Consider the following 21,180-nt stretch of genomic DNA (forward strand, 5'->3'; position numbering starts at 1 on the left):
CCCCACATTAGCCAAACGTACAATCAAATCTAGTTTAACACCTTATTCAAAAAAATTAAATTGAACGGTTTAATTCAGTAATGCTTATTTTAAATATGATACCTTGACTAATCGTAGGAAAAGAGTCTGGGACATAAATCCTAGATAAATAGCCTCAGATGAATTAATTCATCTGAGGTTTTTTCATTCAACATTTCTTATTGTTAGCTCCCATTAGCTCGCATTTTTAGGAAACAGTTTCAGTCTGTTAGTTAGGAGTTAAAAAAGCATTGGATTAGGCTACTAGTTTTCTGTATTGTACAGGAAACTAGTAGCCTAATTTTTGTTGAATTCTATTATCGCCGTGGAGTAACTGTATTTGATTCCAAAAATATATTGAAAGTTATTTTAATCATACAACAGCAAATATATAAATAAATTCAACTACTTAATTAAAATATAATCAAATAAAAGTAATAAATTAAACAATTTAACTCTATAAATTATTTTAACAAATTCGTAAAATTACGGATTACTATTGAATTTAACTAGGAAAGTGGTAAAATTTTTATATAAAGAGTGATAATGATTATCATAACCAATGGAATTTGGGATCAATTAAATAGAAAGGATTTAGGGAATGTCATTATGAAATTTTTACTTAAAGGCAAAGTGTTATTTACCGTTTTAGCTATTTTAACCATCCTTTCTTTGTTCATAGGTGTTAGCAAAGTATCAATCACTGATATTTTTCATTTAACAAATGAACAAAAAAACATCATTGTTTCAAGTAGAATACCTAGAACAGTGAGTATTTTAATAGCGGGAAGTACTTTAGCACTCGCCGGCTTAATAATGCAACAGATGATGCAGAATAAGTTTGTTAGTCCAACAACTGCAGGTACAATGGAATGGGCAAAATTAGGAATTCTAATATCACTGATATTTTTTCCGCAAGAGAATATATTAATTAAGTTAGCTTTTGCCGTTGTACTTAGTATTTTAGGTACATTTATGTTTGTTAAATTAGTTCAGTATATTCAGTTTAAAGATGTTATATTTATCCCGCTTTTAGGAATTATGCTAGGTGGTATTGTTTCTAGCTTTTCTACATTTATAGCATTGCGAACAGATGCTGTTCAAAGTATTAGTAATTGGCTGAATGGCAATTTTGCAATTATAACAAGTGGCAGATATGAAATATTATACTTAAGCATTCCATTACTTATACTTACATATATTTTTGCCAATCATTTTACGATTGCTGGGATGGGGAAAGATTTTAGTAATAACTTGGGCGTAAATTACGAGAAAATAATCAATATTGGTTTATTTATTACTGCTACAATTACTGCTTTAGTAGTTGTTACTGTTGGTACATTACCCTTCTTAGGTTTAATCGTACCAAATATTGTTTCTATCTTTAGAGGAGATCACTTAAAAAATGCATTACCACATACAGCGATGTTAGGTGCAATATTTGTAATGTTTTCTGATATTATAGGAAGAATTATAGTTTATCCATATGAAATAAATATAGGTTTAACGATTGGTGTATTTGGCACTGTTATTTTCATAATCTTGCTAATGAAAGGAAGACACCAACATGCAAATTAGTGCAAAACAAAAATTATTTATACTTATTGGTTTAACCATAGTCGCTGGTGGACTTTACTTAATAGTAGGTATAGATTTTAATATCTTTCAATATCAATTCTCTAGTAAATTGAGAAAACTAATATTAATGGTTCTTGTAGGTGGTGCTATCGCAGCGTCGGTTGTTATTTTCCAAGCGATAACTACAAATCGTTTATTAACACCTTCTATTATGGGGCTTGATTCAGTATATATGTTTGTAAAAGTTCTTCTAGTATTTGTCTTCGGAGTTCAATCAGCATTCGTAACAAACCTTTATTTAAACTTTATTATTACTTTAGTTGTAATGGTTGTATTCTCTTTATTACTTTTTCAAGGTATTTTTAGAATAGGCGATGTATCCGTTTACTTTATATTACTTGTTGGGGTTATCTTAGGTACATTTTTCAAAAGCATCACAGGCTTTTTAGAATTAATTATTAATCCTGAGGATTATTTAGCGGTTCAAAGTGCTATGTTTGCAAACTTTGATGCCTCTAACGGTAAATTAGTTACATTATGTGGGTTTATTTTGATAATTTTGGTTATCATTACAATTATTTTAATACCGTATCTCGATGTTTTACTGTTAGGAAGAGATCAGGCAATCAATTTAGGTTTATCATATAAAAAATTAACGCGCTTGTTATTAATTTTAGTGGCAATTTTAGTATCAATATCGACAGCACTCGTAGGACCAATCACTTTTCTAGGATTACTAACAGTAAATTTAGCACATGAATTGATGAAAACCTATGAACATAAATATATATTACCTGCAACGATTTGTATTAGTTGGTTGAGTTTATTTATCGCGCAAGGTGTTGTAGAAAATCTTTTTGAAGCAACAACACAAGTCAGTATCATTATTGATTTAATCGGTGGTAGTTACTTCATTTACTTATTAATAAAAAGGAGGAATGCGAATTGATCCGTGTATCAGGACTGAATAAAACGATTCAAGATAAACCAATTTTAAAAGATATTAATGTCGATATTCAAAAAGGGAAGCTTACTTCAATGATTGGACCTAATGGTGCAGGGAAAAGTACACTCTTAGCAGCTATTACGCGTTTAATGGAGTTTGAATCAGGTGAAATTGAAATTGAAGGTCGTTCGATTACTGACTATAAAAGTAATGAACTAGCAAAAAAATTATCGATATTAAAACAAAGTAATCATACCGAATTAAATATAACAGTAGAACAACTGGTCAATTTTGGTAGATTTCCACATTGTAAGGGGCACCTTAAAAAAGAAGACAAGGCACAGGTTGAATATGCGTTAGAATTATTGCAACTTAAAGAAATTAGACATAGATATCTTAAAACTTTATCTGGTGGTCAACGTCAACGTGCATATGTTGCGATGACAATTGCACAAGATACAGATTATATCTTACTGGATGAACCATTAAATAATTTAGATATGAAACACTCTGTTCAAATTATGCAAACACTACGACAACTCGCTAAGAATCTTGATAAAACTATCGTCATTGTTATTCATGATATTAACTTTGCATCGTGTTATTCAGATGACATCATCGCTTTGAAAAATGGAGCTTTGGTAAAAGCAAGTGAAAAAGATGAAGTGATACAAACGGATGTGCTTCAACAATTATACGATATGGAAGTGAAAATTGAAGAAATACGAGGACAACGTATTTGTGTTTATTTTGATGAGGCTACTGAAGAAGAAGAAGAATTATCATTGGTTCAATCATTTTAGTTATGTTTTGTAAACTTTGAAAGGAGTGATGCAAACGTAGCGTTAATTTTATTTCGAGGGATAAATTGGGTATTTAACTTAAAAATTGGAGGAATGAAACACCATGAAAAAATATGCTTTAGTCTTAATTATAGGTTTAATGTTTTTATTAGCAGCTTGTGGTAATGGAAGTTCTGATGATAAAAAATCAGAAAAAAAAGATACAAAAGAAACGGTAAAAATTGAAAATAACTACGAGGCAAGTGGTGAAAAACGCGATGGTAGTGATGCTAAAACTGTTAAAGAAACAGTAGAAGTACCAAAAAATCCTAAAAAAGCAGTCGTATTTGATTACGGAACATTAGATACAATGAAAGAACTTGGTTTAGAAGATAAAGTCAAAGCAGTTCCTAAAGGTGAAGGTAATAAATCTTTACCAGATTTCTTAAGCGATTTTAAAGATGAAAAATACTTAAATACTGGTAGCTTAAAAGAAGTTAATTTCGATAAAGTAGCAGAAGCTAAACCGGACGTTATTTACATATCTGGTCGTACAGCTAATCAGAAGAACTTAGATGAATTTAAAAAAGCCGCTCCGGATGCAAAAGTTGTATACGTAGGTGTAGATAATAAAAATGAAGTGAATTCATTAAAAGAAAATGCTGAAAAAATTGGTAAAATCTACGGTAAAGAAAGCAAAGCTAAAGATTTAAATAAAAAATTAGATGATAAAATTGCTGAAGTAAAAGACAAAACAAAAGATATGAAAGACGAAAAGGCGTTATTCTTATTAGTTAACGAAGGTGAATTATCTACTTATGGTGCTGGTGACCGTTTTGGTTCATTAATTTTTAATACAATGGGATTCACAGCAGCTGATGAAAATATTAAAGGTAGTACACATGGACAAAATGTAACAAACGAATATGTTGCAGAGAAAAATCCAGCAATTATATTTGCAATGGACCGTGGACAAGCAATCGGTGGTAAATCAACAGCTAAACAAGCTTTAGGTAACGATGTAATTAAAAATGTAGATGCTGTAAAAAATAATAAAGTATATCAACTAGATCCTAAATTATGGTATTTTGCAAGTGGTTCAACAACAACTGCAATCAAACAAATTGAGGAAGTTGAAAAAGCAATCGATAAAAAATAATTAATATTTTATGTGGGGACAATGTTAATTTATAGAAATAGTAAAAGATATGATTCAAAGTAAATTTTCTTTTGTTTTACGGTGATAAGCTATATTTCAGATTAAATAAGTGTTTATTTAGAAACTTATTTAATTTGGTCAATGACTTAGAAATTGCCGATGGACTCTCTTTAAAGTAGACACTGTAAAGTGAAAACTTTGAAGGGAGTTTTTTTTATAAAAGTTAGTCGGAGTGCGATGTGTTATATTTGAAATGAAATAGGGTAAAATGATGACGAGTCAAATTATTGTTAATACAATGAATATTCGTATGTTTAATGGGCGTAGTTAAAGACATTTTAACGAAAAGGGGAATTTTAATGATTTTAGATAAAGTGAATCCAAATGATTTGTATCCTACTGAAAAACAGGGACCAACTGTTTTAGGAACAATTGAGTATAAAATACATGGTAGTTCTGAATTTGAAGGGGCGTTTATAGCAACTAATGAACGTGTGATTTTAAATGCAGATATGAATGGTGAGTTTTATTATAGAAGCATCGCTTATAATGAAATAGAAAGTATAGAAGTAGATGGTGATACAATTCAATTTGTATTTAATGTAGGACCAATGCCAATAAAGGATATTCAAAAAGGTGATATCCAAACGTTTGTTGAGTATGTTAAAGCACAAAAAGAATAAGCTATGGTTTACTAATTTGTGATTGATGAATTTATTCAATAAATATGATAGGAGTATGGGCCATAAATCTCCAAAACATATCATTCAGATTATTGAATTCAATGTATCTGAGTGCTTTTTTTATACAATATTTCTATTGTTAGCTCGCTTGCTTAGGGGACAGCTTCAGCCTGTAGTCTTCAGCTTGTCCTGTTCCCTCAAGCGTCTCGCTAAAATACGTGGTATTCATATGTGGTTTTACATTGAAAACTAAAGCGCTTTGGTTTAATTTAATAAACACTATTAAACTAAATTAACAAAGTATCTTAGGTATAAAGATTTTAACTTGTTATACAATATTTCTATTGTTAGCTCGCTTGCTTAGGGGACAGCTTCAGCCTGTAGTCTTCAGCTTGTCCTGTTCCCTCAAGCGTCTCGCTAAAATACATGGTATTACTTTAAAATACTAAAAAAAGAGCCTTATTGTATAAAGTTTATAAACCGACTCAAATTTCTCTACTTATGGAAATTTCAGATTTTAATTAGTAATAATGAGATACTACAACTTACAAATGAAGTCTTTGAAAAAACTAAAATGAGCGTTCGAAGGTTTCAAATACCATCGTGGTGCAACTTCATATAGTCCTAAAAAGAAAACGTTAATTTCTATATAATATCAATAGAAATTAACGTTTATTCTTTAGCCAGTGATATTTATATCCAGACTCCATTTAAAATCGATTAAATCGCAAAATAAAGATGATAATGATACTTACAGCGATTATTAAAATGCGCATTACACTCTGGACAAGCTTCAATCATCATATAATCATTTATTGTCATTTCATGTTTACATACACCACATAAAATCGCTTTTTCATTAAATTCGTCTGAGTTCCACCGCTTAATTGGATGTGATTCAGATTCATTATGACATTTGTAACAGGGATAATATTTATTACAGCATTTAAATTTAATAGAAATGATATCCAAAGGTGTTTGATAATGTGTACATCGTCCTTCGTTATCAATTGTAGGACCATAAATTTTAACCATTGTATCCGTCTCCTAATTAAGCTTGCGGTTGTTCTCCTATAATACGTACTTCTGGATGTAACTCTACATCAAATTTTTCTTTTACAATTTTTTGAACGTAGTGTATCAAATCTTCATAATCAGTGGCAGTACCGTTGTCGACGTTCACCATAAAACCAGCATGTTTTGTCGACACTTCAACGCCACCAATACGATGTCCTTGTAAATCTGAGTCTTGGATTAACTTACCTGCAAAGTGACCAGGTGGTCGTTGAAACACGCTTCCGCAAGATGGATATTCTAATGGTTGTTTCGTTTCTCTACGTTCGGTAAGATCATCCATTTTTGTTTGTATTTCTTCTTTATGGCCAGGTTCAAGTGTAAATGCAGCTTCAAGAACTACAAGATGTTGCTTTTGTACAATACTGTTACGGTAATCCAATTCAAGTTCGTGCTTTGTTAAGGTAATTAAGTCACCTTTTTCATTTACGCAAAGCGCATAATCAATACAATCCTTAACTTCGCCCCCATAAGCACCGGCATTCATAAATACGGCTCCACCAATTGAACCGGGGATACCACAAGCAAATTCTAAACCTGTTAAGCTATAATCTCTTGCAGTACGCGAAACATCAATAATTGCGGCGCCACTTCCTGAAATAATAGCGTCATCTGAAACATCAATATAGTCTAGTGAAAGTAAACTAATGACAATACCTCGAATGCCACCTTCACGAATAATAATGTTCGATCCATTACCTAAATAAGTAACAGGAATATCATTAGAGTATGCAAAGTGCACAATCGCTTGAACTTGTTGATGTGTTGTAGGTGATAAGTAATAATCAGCTTGACCACCAGTTTCTGTGTATGTATATCTTTTTAAAGGTTCATCTATTTTAATTATATCTTTAGGTACAATCGCTTCTAATTCTTTTAAGATATCATCTTTATGCAATGTAGCATACGTCCTTTCGTTATGAATTCATTTATATATTATACCAATAATTGTTAGTATATGCTAAATAGTATGGTAGATAAAATAATATATAAATAACATGGTTAAAGTATAGTTGATTATATCATGGTTTGATTAAAAAATGATTGCAATAACTCGGCATACTATTCGATTGGTAGCTGTTTAATTAGTTTTGAAAATAATTGCTGTTTCTGATTGTCATATGCACGAATAGTTGATGTACGCTCAGCTATATTTTGTTTATTTTCACCAAACATATGAGCCTCGTCTAAATTATTTGCTAAATAATTAGTGGTTGCTAAATAGTCATTATATACGGTGGAATCTTTTTGAATAATATGTAAACGTGCTATTTGTTTTAATTCAATTAGGTTATTAAATTGAGCCATCACAACTTTCTTTTTATACGGATGGTGTAATCGATAAAAGCCTGCATAGTTAAGTCGTTTTTCATCCAAAGCAGTGATATCGTGTAAATTATCGACGCCTACGAGTATATCTAAAATTGGTTCAGTAGGATAATTAAAGTGCTTTGTACCACCGATGTGATGTGTTGATTTAACGGGCGTATCTAACAGGTTGAACAAAGTATTACTCAGTGATTGATATTTTTTTGAAAAATTATTATTTTTATCCTCAACGATAAAATTTTGTACTTGAGAATACATTAAGTTGAGCGCTCCTTTTATTCTAGTTTTATTACTGTTAAACTATAAATTCTGAAATAATATATCACATATCATTTTCAAGTTAAATAAGTTTCTGTATAATACGGAATGATAAGGAGTGCAGAAATGAAGAGAATACTGTGCATTGTTGTATTAGTCAGTTTATCTATAATACTCGCATCTTGTAGTCATAAATGGTCGTCCGAATTAAAAGATTTTGATAAATCATTGAATGATGTCAAAAATAAAGGGAAAAACGTAGAAGAGGAAATGGATGCTATCCATTTAAACCGTTTAAATGATTTAAGTGAAACGGACACTACAGATAAAAATAAAAAAGAGTTTAATGATTTACAGAATAAAATAAATAGCAAAGTTATTCCTAAAATGGATGAATATGAAAAAGCAGCCAAACATTTACCAGCAAAATCATCCGAAACGAAAGCGTTAAAGTCTTCATACTTAGATGTAGTTGAAAAGAAAAAAAAGGCATTATATCAAACTAAAAAGTTTGTTGATTTATATAATCAATCTATAAAAGCGAATGAAGATATTCTAGATTATACTAAATTATTTGAAAAAAATAGATCTCAAGTTGAAGATAACATGAAGAAAGCTAATAACGCAGGCGAAACTTCAGATGTAAAATATTTCGAAAATAAGTTAGAAGAAAATAATAAAGCTTTAAAAGCAACAGTTGACGATGGCTTTGACTCTTCAGACCCGCAAAAAGTGAAACAATTGATTAAAAAAGATATTATGCCACTGATAACAAAAGAGATTAGAGATTTAAATAAAACAGAGATTAAAAGTGGTTATGTAAATGATGCACGTAAAAATGCGATTGAGATGTACTATAGTTTACAGAATTATTATGAAACTAGAGTAGAAACGATTGAAAATAGCGGGAAAATTGAAAAGATTGATATTGAGTCAATGCCGAAGGAAGGCAAGGATTTAGAACGTTATGATAAAGCGTTTAATAAGAAATATAAAAAAATTAAAGATAGATAAAGCGAGATAATACTTTTGCTTAGTTATAAGATTTTAAATAAACGGTTAACAACAAAAAGGTAATTGTGTATAATTGGAAGCGATGATATGTTAATATCGTGGCACTTTCACACAATTTGAGACTTATTGTGTGTTAAATATTTTTAGAGGTGAATAGAATGGCTATAAAGCTGAGTTCGATTGACCAGTTTGAACAAGTGATTGAAGAAAATAGTTATGTATTTGTGTTGAAACACAGCGAAACCTGTCCAATTTCTGCAGATGCATTTGATCAATTTAACAAATTTTTATATGAACGTGATATGGATGGGTATTATTTAGTCGTTCAACAAGAACGTGAATTATCAAACTATATCGAAGAGAAAACAAATGTGAAACACGAATCGCCACAAGCTTTTTATTTTGTGAAGGGACAAGCGGTTTGGAATGCAGATCATGAAAATATTAATGTTAGTTCTTTAGCCAATGCTGAAGAATAATAAATTTTAAAAATTAACACGAGCGCTTGTTAAATTTTTCTTTTTAAGGAGAATATAACAAGCGCTCATTTTTCTTTTAATGTGAAAAAATTTAGAATGACATGTATAATGAAAAATGAATGGGAAATTATAGTTTACGATATGATAGTGTACCAAATTATAGCGCTACATTTTGTAGCTATGATATTTCGGGAAGTAGTGAACGATTTCATTTTTCAAATAACTGATTAATCCGTTTGAAGAATAGTGCACTGCGAATTATATGTTGAAAGTACTATGTATTAAGTCAAGTGAGATATACAGATATATAGTAGTTGTTGTTAATATAAATATTTTGAGGTGACAAGATGAAAGTATTAGTGGCGATGGATGAATTTAATGGTATTATTTCTAGTTACCAGGCAAATCGATATGTGGAAGAAGCGGTAGCAAGCCAAATTGAGCGTGCGGATATCGTTCAAGTACCACTGTTTAATGGCCGTCATGAATTAATGGATTCTGTATTTTTATGGCAATCGGGAACAAAGTATAGAGTGATGACACATGATGCGGATATGAATAAAATAGAGGCTGTATATGGCATAACAGATAATGATGTCACGGTTATTGAAGGGAATCTATTTTTAAAAGGTCAAAAACCAATCAATCAACGTACAAGTTATGGCCTAGGAGAAATTATAGTGGATGCTTTGGAGAATAATGCAAAGCACATCATTATATCTTTAGGCGGCATTGATAGCTTTGACGGTGGTGCAGGAATGTTACAAGCACTAGGCATGAAATTCTATGATGATGAAGCAAATGAAGTAGATGTAACTGAAGGTAGTCGAGTATTAAAGCATATTAGAAAAATTGATGACTCGCAATTACATCCAAAATTAAAAAATGTCAGACTTCAAGTAATGTCAGATTTTGACAGTAAACTGTATGGAAAAGAAAGTGAAATTATTCAATTGCATGAACAATTGGGTTTATCTAGAAATGATGCAGCTGAAATCGATAATTTAATTTGGTATTTAAGTGAAATATTTAAAAGTGAATTGAAAATTGCGATGGGTCCAATTGTTAAAGGTGGTGCAGGAGGTGGTATTGCTGCAGTACTTAAAGCATTATATGATGCAGAAATAATGACAAGTCATGAACTAGTTGACCAGATTACGCATTTAGAATCATTAATTGAACAAGCAGATTTGGTTATTTTTGGTGAAGGTGTAAGCGAAGAAGACCGTTTATTAGAAACGACAACTATCCGAATAGCTGAGTTAGCTACCAAGCATAACAAACCGTCTATTGCTATTTGTGCCACTGATGATAAATTCGATTTATTTGAATCAATGGGTGTTACATCTATGTTTAATACATTTATTCAAATGCCTAAACATTTTACGGATTTTAAAATGGGTATACAGATTAGACATTATGCGGTTCAAGCAATTAAATTATTGAAAACAGATTTTGATTCAACAAAGTAGTTAGGAAAATGGTTTGAATGAAATTTAAAGCCTTAAACATAAAGAAACAAGCAGAAACATTATAAATGTTTCTGCTTGTTTCTTAGTTTGTGCAGTAATTCCTTGTTTGATGTTCTTAGTTTGTGCAGTAATTCCTTGTTTGATGTTCTTAGTTTGTGCAGTAATTCCTTGTTTGATGTTCTTAGTTTGTGCAGTAATTCCTTGTTTGATGTTCTTAGTTGAATTGAAAATGTTTTCGAATTCATTTTAATGATAAAGCGGTTTAATCAATGTATCATAGAAATCAATTTTGATCGTATGTGTTAACAACTTCTTGTACAATGCCAACGATAACTTCGACAGCTTTTTCCATAACATCTATTGATGCATATTCGAATGGGCCGTGGAAGTTAGCGCAACCAGTAAATATATTTGGTGTTGGTAAGCCCATATATGATAATTGTGAACCATCTGTACCACCACGTATTGGTTCAGTATTTGGTTCAATACCTAATTTAGCAAATACGCGTTTAGGAATGTCGATAACATGAGGATTTTCAGATATTTTTTCTCCCATATTGAAATATTGATCATTAATTTCTATTTCAATTGGATTGTTTTGATAATGCGTATTGATATCGTCTTTAATTTCAATTAATCTTTTTTTACGTAATTCGAACTGTTCACGATTATGATCTCGAATAATGTATTGTAATGTTGTTTTTTCAACATCGCCATTAAATTTCATCAAATGATAAAAGCCCTCATAACCATCTGTGCGTTCAGGTACTTCTTGTTGTGGTAATAAGGCATTAAATTGATTACCTAACAATATCGCATTAATTAATGTGTTCTTTGCAGAACCAGGGTGAACGTTTACGCCGTGACAAGTTATTTTTGCTTCTGCAGCATTAAAACTTTCATATTGTAATTCACCATATTCACTACCATCCATAGTATAGGCGAAATCAGCATTAAAACGTTCGACATCAAAAGCATGCGGTCCTTTGCCAATTTCCTCATCTGGTGTAAATGCAATACGGATTGTTCCATGTTTGATTTCTGGATGCTCAGTAAGATATTTTACAGCTTCCATAATTTCAACGACACCAGCTTTATCGTCAGCACCAAGTAATGATGTTCCATCTGTTACCATTAATGTATGACCTTCGACTTGCTTTAACCCTGGAAAGACATCTTGTGATAATTCACGTGTTGTTTCACCTAATTTGATTGGATTACCATCATAGTGTTCTATAATTTGTGGATTAACATTTGATGCATTAAAATCGGGAGAAGTATCTACATGTGCTAGAAAGCCCACAGTAGGTAAATCCGCTTCAACATTACTCGCTAAAGTTGCAAATAAGTAGCCGTTATTATCTAAATCTGTTTTTAAGCCTAAATCAGTTAACTCTTGCTCCAACAAATGTAATAAATTCCATTGTTTATCTGTAGATGGTGTAGTATTTGATTCAGGATCAGACTGCGTATCAATAATGACATATTTCGTTAAACGATCGATTATCTCTTTTTTCATAGTTAACACCTCTTAAGCTCTATTATTCATATTGTAAGATTTTTTATATATCTTACCATTCATTTTACCAAAATATTGTTTGATGCGTGTATATAGATAATATATAATTTCAGCACACAATATACCAAAAGCAATTGCACCTGAAATAAGTGTTACTTCAAGAAAAGTGTTAACGGCGTGCGTATATTGGTTGCTCACTAAAAAGCGTGTTGCCTCATACGCTAATCCCCCAGGTACTAATGGTATAATACCGGGTACGATAAAGATAATGACTGGTCGTTTATAACGTCGGCTCATAACGTGACTCATTAACGCTAAGATAAAACTACCTAAAAATGATGCCATTACCTTACCTAAGTCTAAATCTAGAGTTAACTTATAGATAAACCAACCCATTGCGCCAACAAAACCACAGGCTAATAATAAACGTCTAGGCGCATTAAAAATGATAGAAAAAAGCATTGTCGCTAAATAACTGATAATAAATTGTAATATATAATATATAAAGACCATATCATTGCTCCTTTCTTAAAAGAGTAGTAAGACAATTGCTACACCAGCACCAATTGCAAAAGAGGTAAGGGCAGCTTCAACACCACGAGACATACCAGCTAATAATTCTCCAGCCATCAAGTCACGTATTGCATTTGTTATTAATATACCAGGTACTAATGGCATGACACCGGCAATTGTTATGATATCTTGATTTTGTGCCCAACCAATATGTGTAAAAAATGCGGCAATAGAGATGACTACTGCGGCACTTATAAATTCTGAAAAGAATTTGATTTGTATAAAGCGCTGGACAAAATCAAAAGTTAAAAATGCGCCAGCACCAGCTAGTATTGCAAAAATAAAGTCATTCATAACGCCACCAAACATAAATAAAAAGAATCCACATGCAATTGCAGCAGCAATAAATTTAGTAATAGATGAAAATTGTAATGAAGCATGATGCAAGTGAATTAATTCTGATTTTGCTTCATCAATATCCAACTGTTTACTCGCAATTTTACGAGATAAACTATTAGTTAATGCTATTTTTTCTAAGTCAGTTGTGCGTTCACGAATACGTATTAATCGAGTATTCGTACGATTGTTTAGTGAAAAAATAATCGCTGTGGAAGTGACAAAACTATATGTATCATCTAATCCATAACTTGCAGCAATACGATTCATCGTATCTTCTACGCGGTAAGTTTCTGCACCGCTCTCTAATAAAATCCTTCCAGCTATGAGCACTACATCGATAACTTTATCTTCATCGATGATTGTAATCGATTCTGACATAGATGATTCACCCCCATAAAATTTGATAATAGAACAATTGAAAGTTTACAGTGTACAATTAGAACTTTCAATAGCAATGATTATTCCGTCATCATTTTTTAATATTTCCATTTAATATACGACAAATTTAGTTTAAAGGAATATTATTAATTACAATTATTCTTAAATTCATTATAAACCACCATAGATAAATAATTGTTGCAATTAAATTATAATGTATCATTTTGAAAATATTGAAGTTATGTTTAAAGCAAAAGCGGTATATATTATCTAGTACTTTAAAACAACTAAAAAATAAAAAAAGATGACCTCTGTTGAATTAACAACAGAAATCACCAATTATAGTATGATGTATTCTAATTTTATAAAATAATATTAATAAAGACTTGTTACAATTTAGGTGTTTTAATATGAAATAGTATAGTTTAATTGTTTAAAGTTTAACGATTGGGTTAAACATGACTTGATTTCGACCTTCATTTTTAGCCATATGCAGCATATCATCTGCAATTTTGAAGACTTTTCTTTGTGATTTGTAATCATCTTGAGTTAAATAACCAACACCTATAGAAACAGAAAGTTTAATAACTTCTTTGTTTGGCAAATGGAATGTAGATTGTTCCACACCAGCACGTATACTCTCTCCTAATTTAACACATTGATCAAGCGTATAATCATTTAGTACAATAGAAAATTCTTCTCCGCCATTACGGTAAATACTAAATTGTTGAGGTACATAATTTTTTAATAATTGCGCGATCTGTCTCAATACAGCATCACCGGATTGATGTGAATATGTGTCATTAACATCTTTGAATCCATCTATATCAATAAGTAAGAGACCCAAACTTTCATTGTTTGTTTCGGCAATACGTGTTACTTCATTCAAATGTCTATCAAATTCCTTAACATTTCCTAGACCGGTTAAGTAGTCTAATTTGTCTTCGTTCTCATATCTATTAACTAAAGAGAAAAAATGCCACATATCAACAAAAGTGACAGAAGATGCAATCGTCAATACATAAGATAATGGAATGAGATAAAGTACTTCTTTGAATTCGTAGTATGGACTGATTAAGGAAAGCATCGCGAATATAATAAGTGCGATTGCATTCAATATTTGGATTGAAATGATATCATTTTGTTTTAAAAATGGTCCAACAGCACCGACAATTATGGCTATAACTACGAGTATAACTGCGGCAATCACAGTATCATTACCTAATAAAACATTAATTAATGCGATAATAACTGCAGACAACACAGTATAGAATGTATTTGTAAACCGTCCTAAAAATAAAATAGGGACGAAAGTTAGATACAACGAGTATTCGTTGAAAATAGTTACTGGATAGGCAGATAATAATAATGCAACAATCGTCATTAATACAGTTACATACTCTTTAGAAAATACCATGTTTCTATTTTCGGAATATTGTAATCGATGGAATAAATATATTCCTGCAACAATAACTGAAATATTATAAATAATTGCTTCGAACATTTTATTTTACGCTCCTTTAAATTAACCCTTAGTTATTGTAAGTGAAAACTTACATTTTGTCATCAATATGTAAACAGAAAGTTATAACATTGAATATAATTTCATGTTAGAATATTTGTTTGAGGAAATAACTAAATAATAATTCGATTATTATATAAATTTCTTAACTATTTCGTGTGTTTGATAGCTATTATCTCATTACTATTTGTATAAGTAAAAGCGAATCATGTATGATAGAGTTAAGAAGTTGATTTATCGTATGATTTTCTTGTTATTTTAACTATAAGTAAAATATAGCAAGTATACTTCTATTGTAAGAATTTGAATTTATTATTGTAAACAAAACTCAATTACTAAAATTTTAAATCTAAATAATTTTGAATTATTTTATTGAAGGTGAACTGATGTATACGTTATTATTAATCATTTTTTCAATGATTATCAGTTTAATACTCACACCAATTGTGATTAAGGTATCCCATAAATTAGGGATTGTAGATAAACCTAATTTCAGAAAAATCCATACGAAACCTGTTTCTGTACTTGGTGGAACAACGATATTACTTTCGTTTCTATTAGGTATATGGTTGGGTCATCCCATTGAAACAGAAGTTAAACCATTGGTTATTGGTGCAGTGTTAATGTATTTAGTTGGATTGATTGACGATATCTATGACTTGAAACCCATATTGAAATTATTTGGTCAGGTGGTTGCTTCGCTTGTTGTAGTATATTACGGGGTGACAATTGACTTTATTTCATTACCAATTGGTCCAACGATTCATTTTGGAATTTTTGCTATTCCTATCACAGTTATATGGATCGTAGCGATTACAAATGCGATTAATTTAATTGATGGACTTGATGGATTAGCGTCGGGTGTATCGATGATAGCCTTAATAACAATTGGATTTATAGCAATTTTGCAGGCAAATGTTTTTATCATTATGATTTGTAGCGTTTTAATTGGATCGCTACTAGGGTTTTTATGTTTTAATTTCCATCCTGCAAAAATATTTTTAGGTGATAGTGGCGCTTTGATGATTGGCTTTATCGTAGGTTTCTTATCATTGCTAGGTTTTAAAAATATTACATTTGTATCATTATTTTTCCCAATTGTCATTTTGGCAGTACCATTTATTGATACTTTATTTGCGATGATTAGACGTGTGAAAAAAGGTCAGCATATTATGCAGGCCGATAAATCCCATTTACATCACAAATTATTGAATCTAGGTTATTCTCATCGTCAAACGGTTATGCTCATTTACTCTATAGCATTATTATTCAGTCTTTCTAGTATCATTTTATATTTATCACAACCATGGGGCGTACTCATGATGTTAATCTTGATATTAATTACGATTGAACTTATTGTAGAGTTTACAGGCTTAATAGATGATGACTATCGTCCGTTATTAAAACTGATTGAGAACAAAGAAAAGCATAATTAATGATATATAAAGTAGGGCATGTTTGGTAAATCCGAATGTGTCCTTTTTATTATGTGTTTAAAGTAGAGTTGGGATATTACTATAAATAAAATGGTAATGAAATTCAGCTGTTTCTAGTTTATAAAAAAACCTGCCAATCTTATTAAATTGACAGGATAGGACATCAATATTTTGTTGGAAATATTTTAAATCATTGTGTTATTCATTGTTGTTTAGATTAAGTTGTTTCAATATCGAATGGTAATAAAACTGTTTCATTTTCAGTTAAATCATAATTTCCGGATGTGTTACGGTTTAGAAAATCAATATATGAATCGTAATCAGTAGCAACAACGTCTATTTGATAGCTTACTTTATCTGTGTAGGCTTTATCTCTTAAAAAGAAAGATGTTGTTTCTAACTCATACTCAAATTTACCTGTTAAATCATAAGCGATGCTCACTGTAGTTGGTATCGCTTGTTTTAACTGTACGCGACCAATATCGTATATAACATCTCTAACGGCACCACTATATGCGCGAATTAATCCGCCTCCACCAAGTTTAATACCACCGAAGTAACGTGTAACTACAACACATGCATTGTGTATATCTAGTTTTTTTAAGATTTCTAACATTGGGACACCTGCAGTGCCACTTGGTTCACCATCGTCGTTCGCTTTTTGTATATTCATTTGATCGCCTACAGTATAAGCGGAACAGTTATGCGTTGCTTCTTTATGTTCTTTTTTTATCTGTTCAATAAAGTCTTTGGCTTCTTGTTCTGATGTCACTGGTCGTATATGTGCGATGAAGCGTGACTTGCTGATTATATTTTCTATTGTATGTTCATCTTTAATCGTTATAATTGAATCTTCCAATGTTTAATCCTCCTATAAATTTATGTGATTTAAATCATTATTAAGTCATACAGATCGATAATTTATATCTAGTATACACTGAAACCAGTAATGTATTAAATGTAAAAAAATAAATTTTCTTTTAACAAGAAATAATGTATTATTGTTGTGAGTATAATGAAGGAGGATTATGATGAAGATTGCTGTTTTGACAGATTCTACAAGCTATCTATCACAAACATTAATTGATAAATATAATATAAGAATAGCCCCTTTAAGTGTAACTTTTGATACAGGGGAAAATTTTGTTGAAAATGAATCAATTTCTAGATTAGAATTTTATGAAAAAATGAAAGCATCTAAAACAATCCCTACTACTAGCCAGCCGGCAATCGGGACATTTATAGAACATTTTGAACAACTTCGCGAAGAAGGTTATACAGATGTCATTTGTATCTTCTTATCTTCAGGTATTAGTGGTTGTTATCAAACTGCCACACAAGCTGGTGCAATGATTGACGGTATTAATGTATATACTTTGGATTCTAAATTAGCTGCAATGATTGAAGGTAGTTATGTTTTGCGTGCAATAGAAATGATTGAACAGGGAGAACATCCTGATACAATTATGGCTGAACTTACTAGTATGAGAGATGTAACAGGTGCTATTTTAATGGTAGATGATTTGAAAAACCTACAAAAAAGTGGACGCATTACTGGTGCACAAGCTTGGATTGGTACGATGCTGAAAATGAAGCCAGTGTTGAAATTTGATGATGGTTTGATTGTGCCAGATGAAAAAGTTAGAACAAAGAAACGTGCGTTAAAGAAAATAATTGAAAAAGTTCATGATCACATTAAAGACTACGATGAAGCGACTTTGCATGTTGTGGTTGGTGATATAGAAGAAGATGGACGTTGGTTGTATGAGGAAGTTCAAAAAACTTTTCCACAACATCAAATTTACAAATCATATTTTGGCCCTGTAGTGGCAGCGCATCTTGGTTCGGGTGGTATAGCTGTAGGCTATGTAGGTAGAAACATTCGTTTAGATTAATAATAATTAAGTCAAAGACATGACATACTTCGGTAGTGTTATGTCTTTTTTTGGAGGAGATATTCTATTCACTATTTTGGAAAATTAATCACAAATCGACTGATTTTGACAGATGAAACGGTGGTAGCAACGATTAAAGGTGTAAACTATATAAAAGGTAAATGGCATTGCAATCAGTGTGAAACGACAAAGCAACGTCATTTTTATAAGTACTATACAGACGTGTTTAAAAAGACAATCGTCTATTGTAGAAAATGTATTGCACTAGGAAGGATGGATAATCATAATGACATCATGATTACAGCAACTGAGCATTGTAAATCTGATGCAAATTATAAACTTAGTTTTCATTTAACGCCTCAACAACAATATGCATCTCAACGAATTGTGGATGCTTTATTATGTCATCAATCGTTGTTACTCTATGCTGTAACTGGTTCAGGTAAAACGGAAATGATATTTGAAGCAATTCATAGAGCAAGAAAAGACGGTCTTAATGTTGCTGTTGTATCTCCAAGAATAGATGTTGTTGTAGAATTAAGTTTAAGGATACAAACAGCATTTGAATCTGAAATGATAGATGTATTATACAAAGGGCAAAGACAATTATATAATGGCCACTTTGTAATAGCGACAATTCATCAACTCATGCGTTTTAAACGCCATTTTGACTTTGTAATCATAGATGAAGTAGATGCCTTTCCATTATCTATGGATAATGATTTAATATCTGTGGTTCGTGCCGCCTCTACAACACAATGTTGTACAGTATATATGACAGCGACACCTTCAAATCGATTTATTAATCAATTCCCCAAAGATCAAATCATTAAATTACCCGCTAGATTTCATCAGCACATATTGCCAATTCCCACGTTCAAATACTACAAAATATATCCATATAAAAAACAATTATATTTTTTAAAGCTATTAAAGAGACAACTAGCATTAAAACGTTATACATTGGTGTTTTTTCATCAAATTGACATAATGGAAACAATGTATCATATATATAAACAATATATTGCTGGTCTAACATATGTGCATAGTCAAGATGCGTTAAGATTAGAGAAAATTTCGGAATTAAGAAAAGGAAAGTATAATGTTATATTTACTACAACGATTCTTGAGCGTGGATTTACAATGAGCCATTTAGATGTAATTGTTATCGATAGTCACAAATTTAAAGCCAGTGCATTAATTCAAATTGCAGGTCGTGTTGGCAGAAAATCAGATTCTCCAAAAGGTTTAGTACTATATTTGCATCAAGGGATTTCAGTCAGCATGTTAAAGGCAAAGAGTGAAATTAAACAAATGAATACGTTAGCTAGATTAAGGGGATGGGTAAATGACTAAATGCTTGTATTGCCAAAAACAATTTATTGAACAACTCAATGCATTGAATTTTTACCTTCCCAAATCTAATTTTTGTCAACAGTGTGCATTATTGTGGAAAAACATAACAATAAATCGTACGGAAAATCATTGTCAAAGATGTTTGAAGCAATTAAATAACAGTGAAACAGAGTGCTTAGATTGTAAATTTTTATCACAGAAATATAAACTTATGGGTCAATTATATTGTCAATTTCAGTATCGAAGTGTAATGAAAAAATTACTGCAAAACTATAAATTCAACAAGGATTTTGCATTGTCACAGATTATAGGCGAGATAATAAAGTTACCTAAATTTAAATATGATTATATTATCCCGATACCATCACCGAATGAAAGAGATGAACTTAGGACTTTTAACCCAGTTCGAGCAGTATTATATAATAAAAAAATTAAACACCATCAACTTCTTAAAATGAATTACAGAGATAAACAAGCATATTTAGATAAAATGACACGACTGAAATCAGTTAATCCCTTTGAAGTAATAGAAGATATAGCATTAAAAGGCAAAAAAATTTTATTGGTAGATGATATTTATACTACTGGATTAACGGTTCATCAAGCTGCTGAAAAACTTTTTATTAGAAAAATCAGAAAATTCGATGTGTTTACGTTTGCACGTTAGTATAAACGTGGTATTATATGAGTAAGCAATATTACCAATATAGAGGTTTTAAAGGAGTCGATTACTATGATTAGATTTGAAATTCACGGAGAGAACCTCACTATTACTGATGCGATTCGCAACTATATTGAGGAGAAAATTGGTAAATTAGAACGTTATTTTAACGATGTGCCAAACGCAACAGCACACGTTAAAGTAAAAACATATCAAAATTCAGCTACTAAAATTGAGATTACAATTCCATTGAAAAATGTTACTTTAAGAGCTGAAGAACGCCATGATGATTTATACGCTGGCATCGATTTAATTAATAACAAACTTGAAAGACAAGTAAGAAAATATAAAACACGAGTAAACCGTAAGAAACGAAATCGTGGGGAACAAGAGGTGTTTGCTTCCTTACCAGAAGAAAACGAAGCAGAACAATTAGAAGTTGAACCATTAGATAGCGAAAATGACGGTGATGGAGACATCGAAATTATTCGTGCGAAGAATTTCAGTTTGAAACCAATGGATTCAGAAGAAGCAGTATTACAAATGGATTTATTGGGTCATGATTTCTTTATTTTCACAGATCGTGAAACTGATGGAACAAGCATCGTTTATAAAAGAAAAGATGGAAAATATGGATTGATTGAAACAACTGATTAATCTTTGTACTTTCTATAAATGATTAATAAAGTAGGGCGTTCATGGTTATGTT

Annotated in this window: 21 protein-coding genes; 13 read left to right on the forward strand and 8 right to left on the reverse strand. The window is 31.1% G+C overall.

All coding sequences use genetic code 11. The features are described 5' to 3' along the window. Positions 1–627 precede the first annotated feature (627 nt). The 5 genes from MHZ36_RS12205 (at position 628) to MHZ36_RS12225 (ending at position 5,166) form a co-directional block, all read left to right on the forward strand. Complete coding sequence (locus MHZ36_RS12205; RefSeq protein ID WP_239232072.1) at positions 628–1,596, forward strand: ABC transporter permease; 969 nt, start codon at positions 628–630, stop codon at positions 1,594–1,596. Next, complete coding sequence (locus MHZ36_RS12210; RefSeq protein WP_239231963.1) at positions 1,586–2,545, forward strand: iron chelate uptake ABC transporter family permease subunit; 960 nt, start codon at positions 1,586–1,588, stop codon at positions 2,543–2,545. Before MHZ36_RS12205 ends, MHZ36_RS12210 begins: the two co-directional genes overlap by 11 nt. Continuing rightward, a complete protein-coding gene (locus MHZ36_RS12215; RefSeq protein WP_239231964.1) occupies positions 2,542–3,345 on the forward strand; it encodes an iron ABC transporter ATP-binding protein in 804 nt (267 codons plus the stop codon). The genes MHZ36_RS12210 and MHZ36_RS12215 overlap by 4 nt, the downstream gene beginning before the upstream one ends. A 103-nt stretch (positions 3,346–3,448) precedes the next feature. Next, a complete protein-coding gene (locus tag MHZ36_RS12220; protein ID WP_239231966.1) occupies positions 3,449–4,483 on the forward strand; it encodes a ferrated catecholamine ABC transporter substrate-binding lipoprotein SstD in 1,035 nt (344 codons plus the stop codon). A 359-nt stretch (positions 4,484–4,842) separates the two neighbouring features. Beyond that, complete coding sequence (locus MHZ36_RS12225; RefSeq protein WP_239231967.1) at positions 4,843–5,166, forward strand: PH domain-containing protein; 324 nt, start codon at positions 4,843–4,845, stop codon at positions 5,164–5,166. Between the two features lie 720 nt (positions 5,167–5,886). Here MHZ36_RS12225 and MHZ36_RS12230 read toward each other — a convergent pair. The 3 genes from MHZ36_RS12230 to MHZ36_RS12240 form a co-directional block, all read right to left on the reverse strand. Then, positions 5,887–6,201, reverse strand: coding sequence for a CHY zinc finger protein (locus MHZ36_RS12230; protein WP_239231968.1), 315 nt, complete (start codon positions 6,199–6,201; stop codon positions 5,887–5,889). Between the two features lie 16 nt (positions 6,202–6,217). Then, entirely contained in the window at positions 6,218–7,138 is a 921-nt protein-coding gene (gene murB / locus MHZ36_RS12235; protein ID WP_239231969.1) for a UDP-N-acetylmuramate dehydrogenase, read from the reverse strand. A 164-nt stretch (positions 7,139–7,302) separates the two neighbouring features. Beyond that, a complete protein-coding gene (locus MHZ36_RS12240; protein ID WP_239231970.1) occupies positions 7,303–7,827 on the reverse strand; it encodes a GrpB family protein in 525 nt (174 codons plus the stop codon). Positions 7,828–7,953: 126 nt separating this feature from the next. Here MHZ36_RS12240 and MHZ36_RS12245 point away from each other — a divergent pair, with 126 nt between their 5' ends. The 3 genes from MHZ36_RS12245 (at position 7,954) to MHZ36_RS12255 (ending at position 10,792) form a co-directional block, all read left to right on the forward strand. Continuing rightward, positions 7,954–8,841, forward strand: a complete 888-nt coding sequence (locus MHZ36_RS12245; RefSeq protein WP_239231971.1) for an EMYY motif lipoprotein — start codon at positions 7,954–7,956, stop codon at positions 8,839–8,841. Between the two features lie 158 nt (positions 8,842–8,999). Continuing rightward, positions 9,000–9,320: a bacillithiol system redox-active protein YtxJ gene (gene ytxJ, locus MHZ36_RS12250; protein ID WP_042738216.1), complete on the forward strand. Its 321-nt coding sequence runs from the start codon at positions 9,000–9,002 to the stop codon at positions 9,318–9,320. A 347-nt stretch (positions 9,321–9,667) separates the two neighbouring features. After that, positions 9,668–10,792 (forward strand): glycerate kinase, encoded by a 1,125-nt coding sequence (locus tag MHZ36_RS12255; RefSeq protein ID WP_239231972.1) that lies wholly within the window; start codon positions 9,668–9,670, stop codon positions 10,790–10,792. A 283-nt stretch (positions 10,793–11,075) separates the two neighbouring features. Here the strand turns inward: MHZ36_RS12255 and pepT are convergent, their stop codons facing one another. From pepT to gdpS, 4 genes are all read right to left on the reverse strand, one after another. Then, positions 11,076–12,311 (reverse strand): peptidase T, encoded by a 1,236-nt coding sequence (gene pepT / locus MHZ36_RS12260; protein WP_239231973.1) that lies wholly within the window; start codon positions 12,309–12,311, stop codon positions 11,076–11,078. A gap of 12 nt (positions 12,312–12,323) precedes the next feature. Beyond that, positions 12,324–12,824: a threonine/serine exporter family protein gene (locus MHZ36_RS12265; protein WP_239231974.1), complete on the reverse strand. Its 501-nt coding sequence runs from the start codon at positions 12,822–12,824 to the stop codon at positions 12,324–12,326. 15 nt (positions 12,825–12,839) lie between these two features. Next, the gene (locus MHZ36_RS12270) at positions 12,840–13,601 is read right to left on the reverse strand and encodes a threonine/serine exporter family protein (RefSeq protein ID WP_239231975.1); all 762 of its coding nucleotides are present in this window, start codon (positions 13,599–13,601) and stop codon (positions 12,840–12,842) included. A gap of 433 nt (positions 13,602–14,034) precedes the next feature. Continuing rightward, positions 14,035–15,105: a GGDEF domain-containing protein GdpS gene (gene gdpS, locus MHZ36_RS12275; RefSeq protein ID WP_239231977.1), complete on the reverse strand. Its 1,071-nt coding sequence runs from the start codon at positions 15,103–15,105 to the stop codon at positions 14,035–14,037. Positions 15,106–15,509: 404 nt separating this feature from the next. Between gdpS and MHZ36_RS12280 the strand changes: the two genes are divergently transcribed. Beyond that, positions 15,510–16,559 carry a glycosyltransferase family 4 protein gene (locus MHZ36_RS12280; RefSeq protein WP_239231978.1) on the forward strand — a complete coding sequence of 350 codons (1,050 nt, stop codon included), beginning with the start codon at positions 15,510–15,512 and terminating at the stop codon, positions 16,557–16,559. Positions 16,560–16,776: 217 nt separating this feature from the next. On the opposite strand, the gene MHZ36_RS12285 is transcribed toward MHZ36_RS12280, so the two are convergent. Then, positions 16,777–17,418 (reverse strand): YigZ family protein, encoded by a 642-nt coding sequence (locus MHZ36_RS12285; protein ID WP_239231979.1) that lies wholly within the window; start codon positions 17,416–17,418, stop codon positions 16,777–16,779. Between the two features lie 172 nt (positions 17,419–17,590). Here MHZ36_RS12285 and fakB1 point away from each other — a divergent pair, with 172 nt between their 5' ends. The 4 genes from fakB1 (at position 17,591) to hpf (ending at position 21,128) form a co-directional block, all read left to right on the forward strand. After that, positions 17,591–18,454 carry a fatty acid kinase binding subunit FakB1 gene (gene fakB1 / locus MHZ36_RS12290; protein ID WP_239231981.1) on the forward strand — a complete coding sequence of 288 codons (864 nt, stop codon included), beginning with the start codon at positions 17,591–17,593 and terminating at the stop codon, positions 18,452–18,454. Between the two features lie 105 nt (positions 18,455–18,559). Further along, on the forward strand, positions 18,560–19,810 hold the full coding sequence (locus MHZ36_RS12295; RefSeq protein WP_343237214.1) for a DEAD/DEAH box helicase family protein: 1,251 nt from the start codon (positions 18,560–18,562) through the stop codon (positions 19,808–19,810). Then, positions 19,803–20,477 (forward strand): ComF family protein, encoded by a 675-nt coding sequence (locus tag MHZ36_RS12300; RefSeq protein WP_239231982.1) that lies wholly within the window; start codon positions 19,803–19,805, stop codon positions 20,475–20,477. The genes MHZ36_RS12295 and MHZ36_RS12300 overlap by 8 nt, the downstream gene beginning before the upstream one ends. A gap of 66 nt (positions 20,478–20,543) precedes the next feature. Beyond that, positions 20,544–21,128 carry a ribosome hibernation-promoting factor, HPF/YfiA family gene (gene hpf, locus MHZ36_RS12305; protein WP_239231984.1) on the forward strand — a complete coding sequence of 195 codons (585 nt, stop codon included), beginning with the start codon at positions 20,544–20,546 and terminating at the stop codon, positions 21,126–21,128. Positions 21,129–21,180 lie beyond the last annotated feature (52 nt).

This window comes from Staphylococcus sp. ACRSN (assembly GCF_022346615.1).
Lineage (GTDB): Bacteria > Bacillota > Bacilli > Staphylococcales > Staphylococcaceae > Staphylococcus.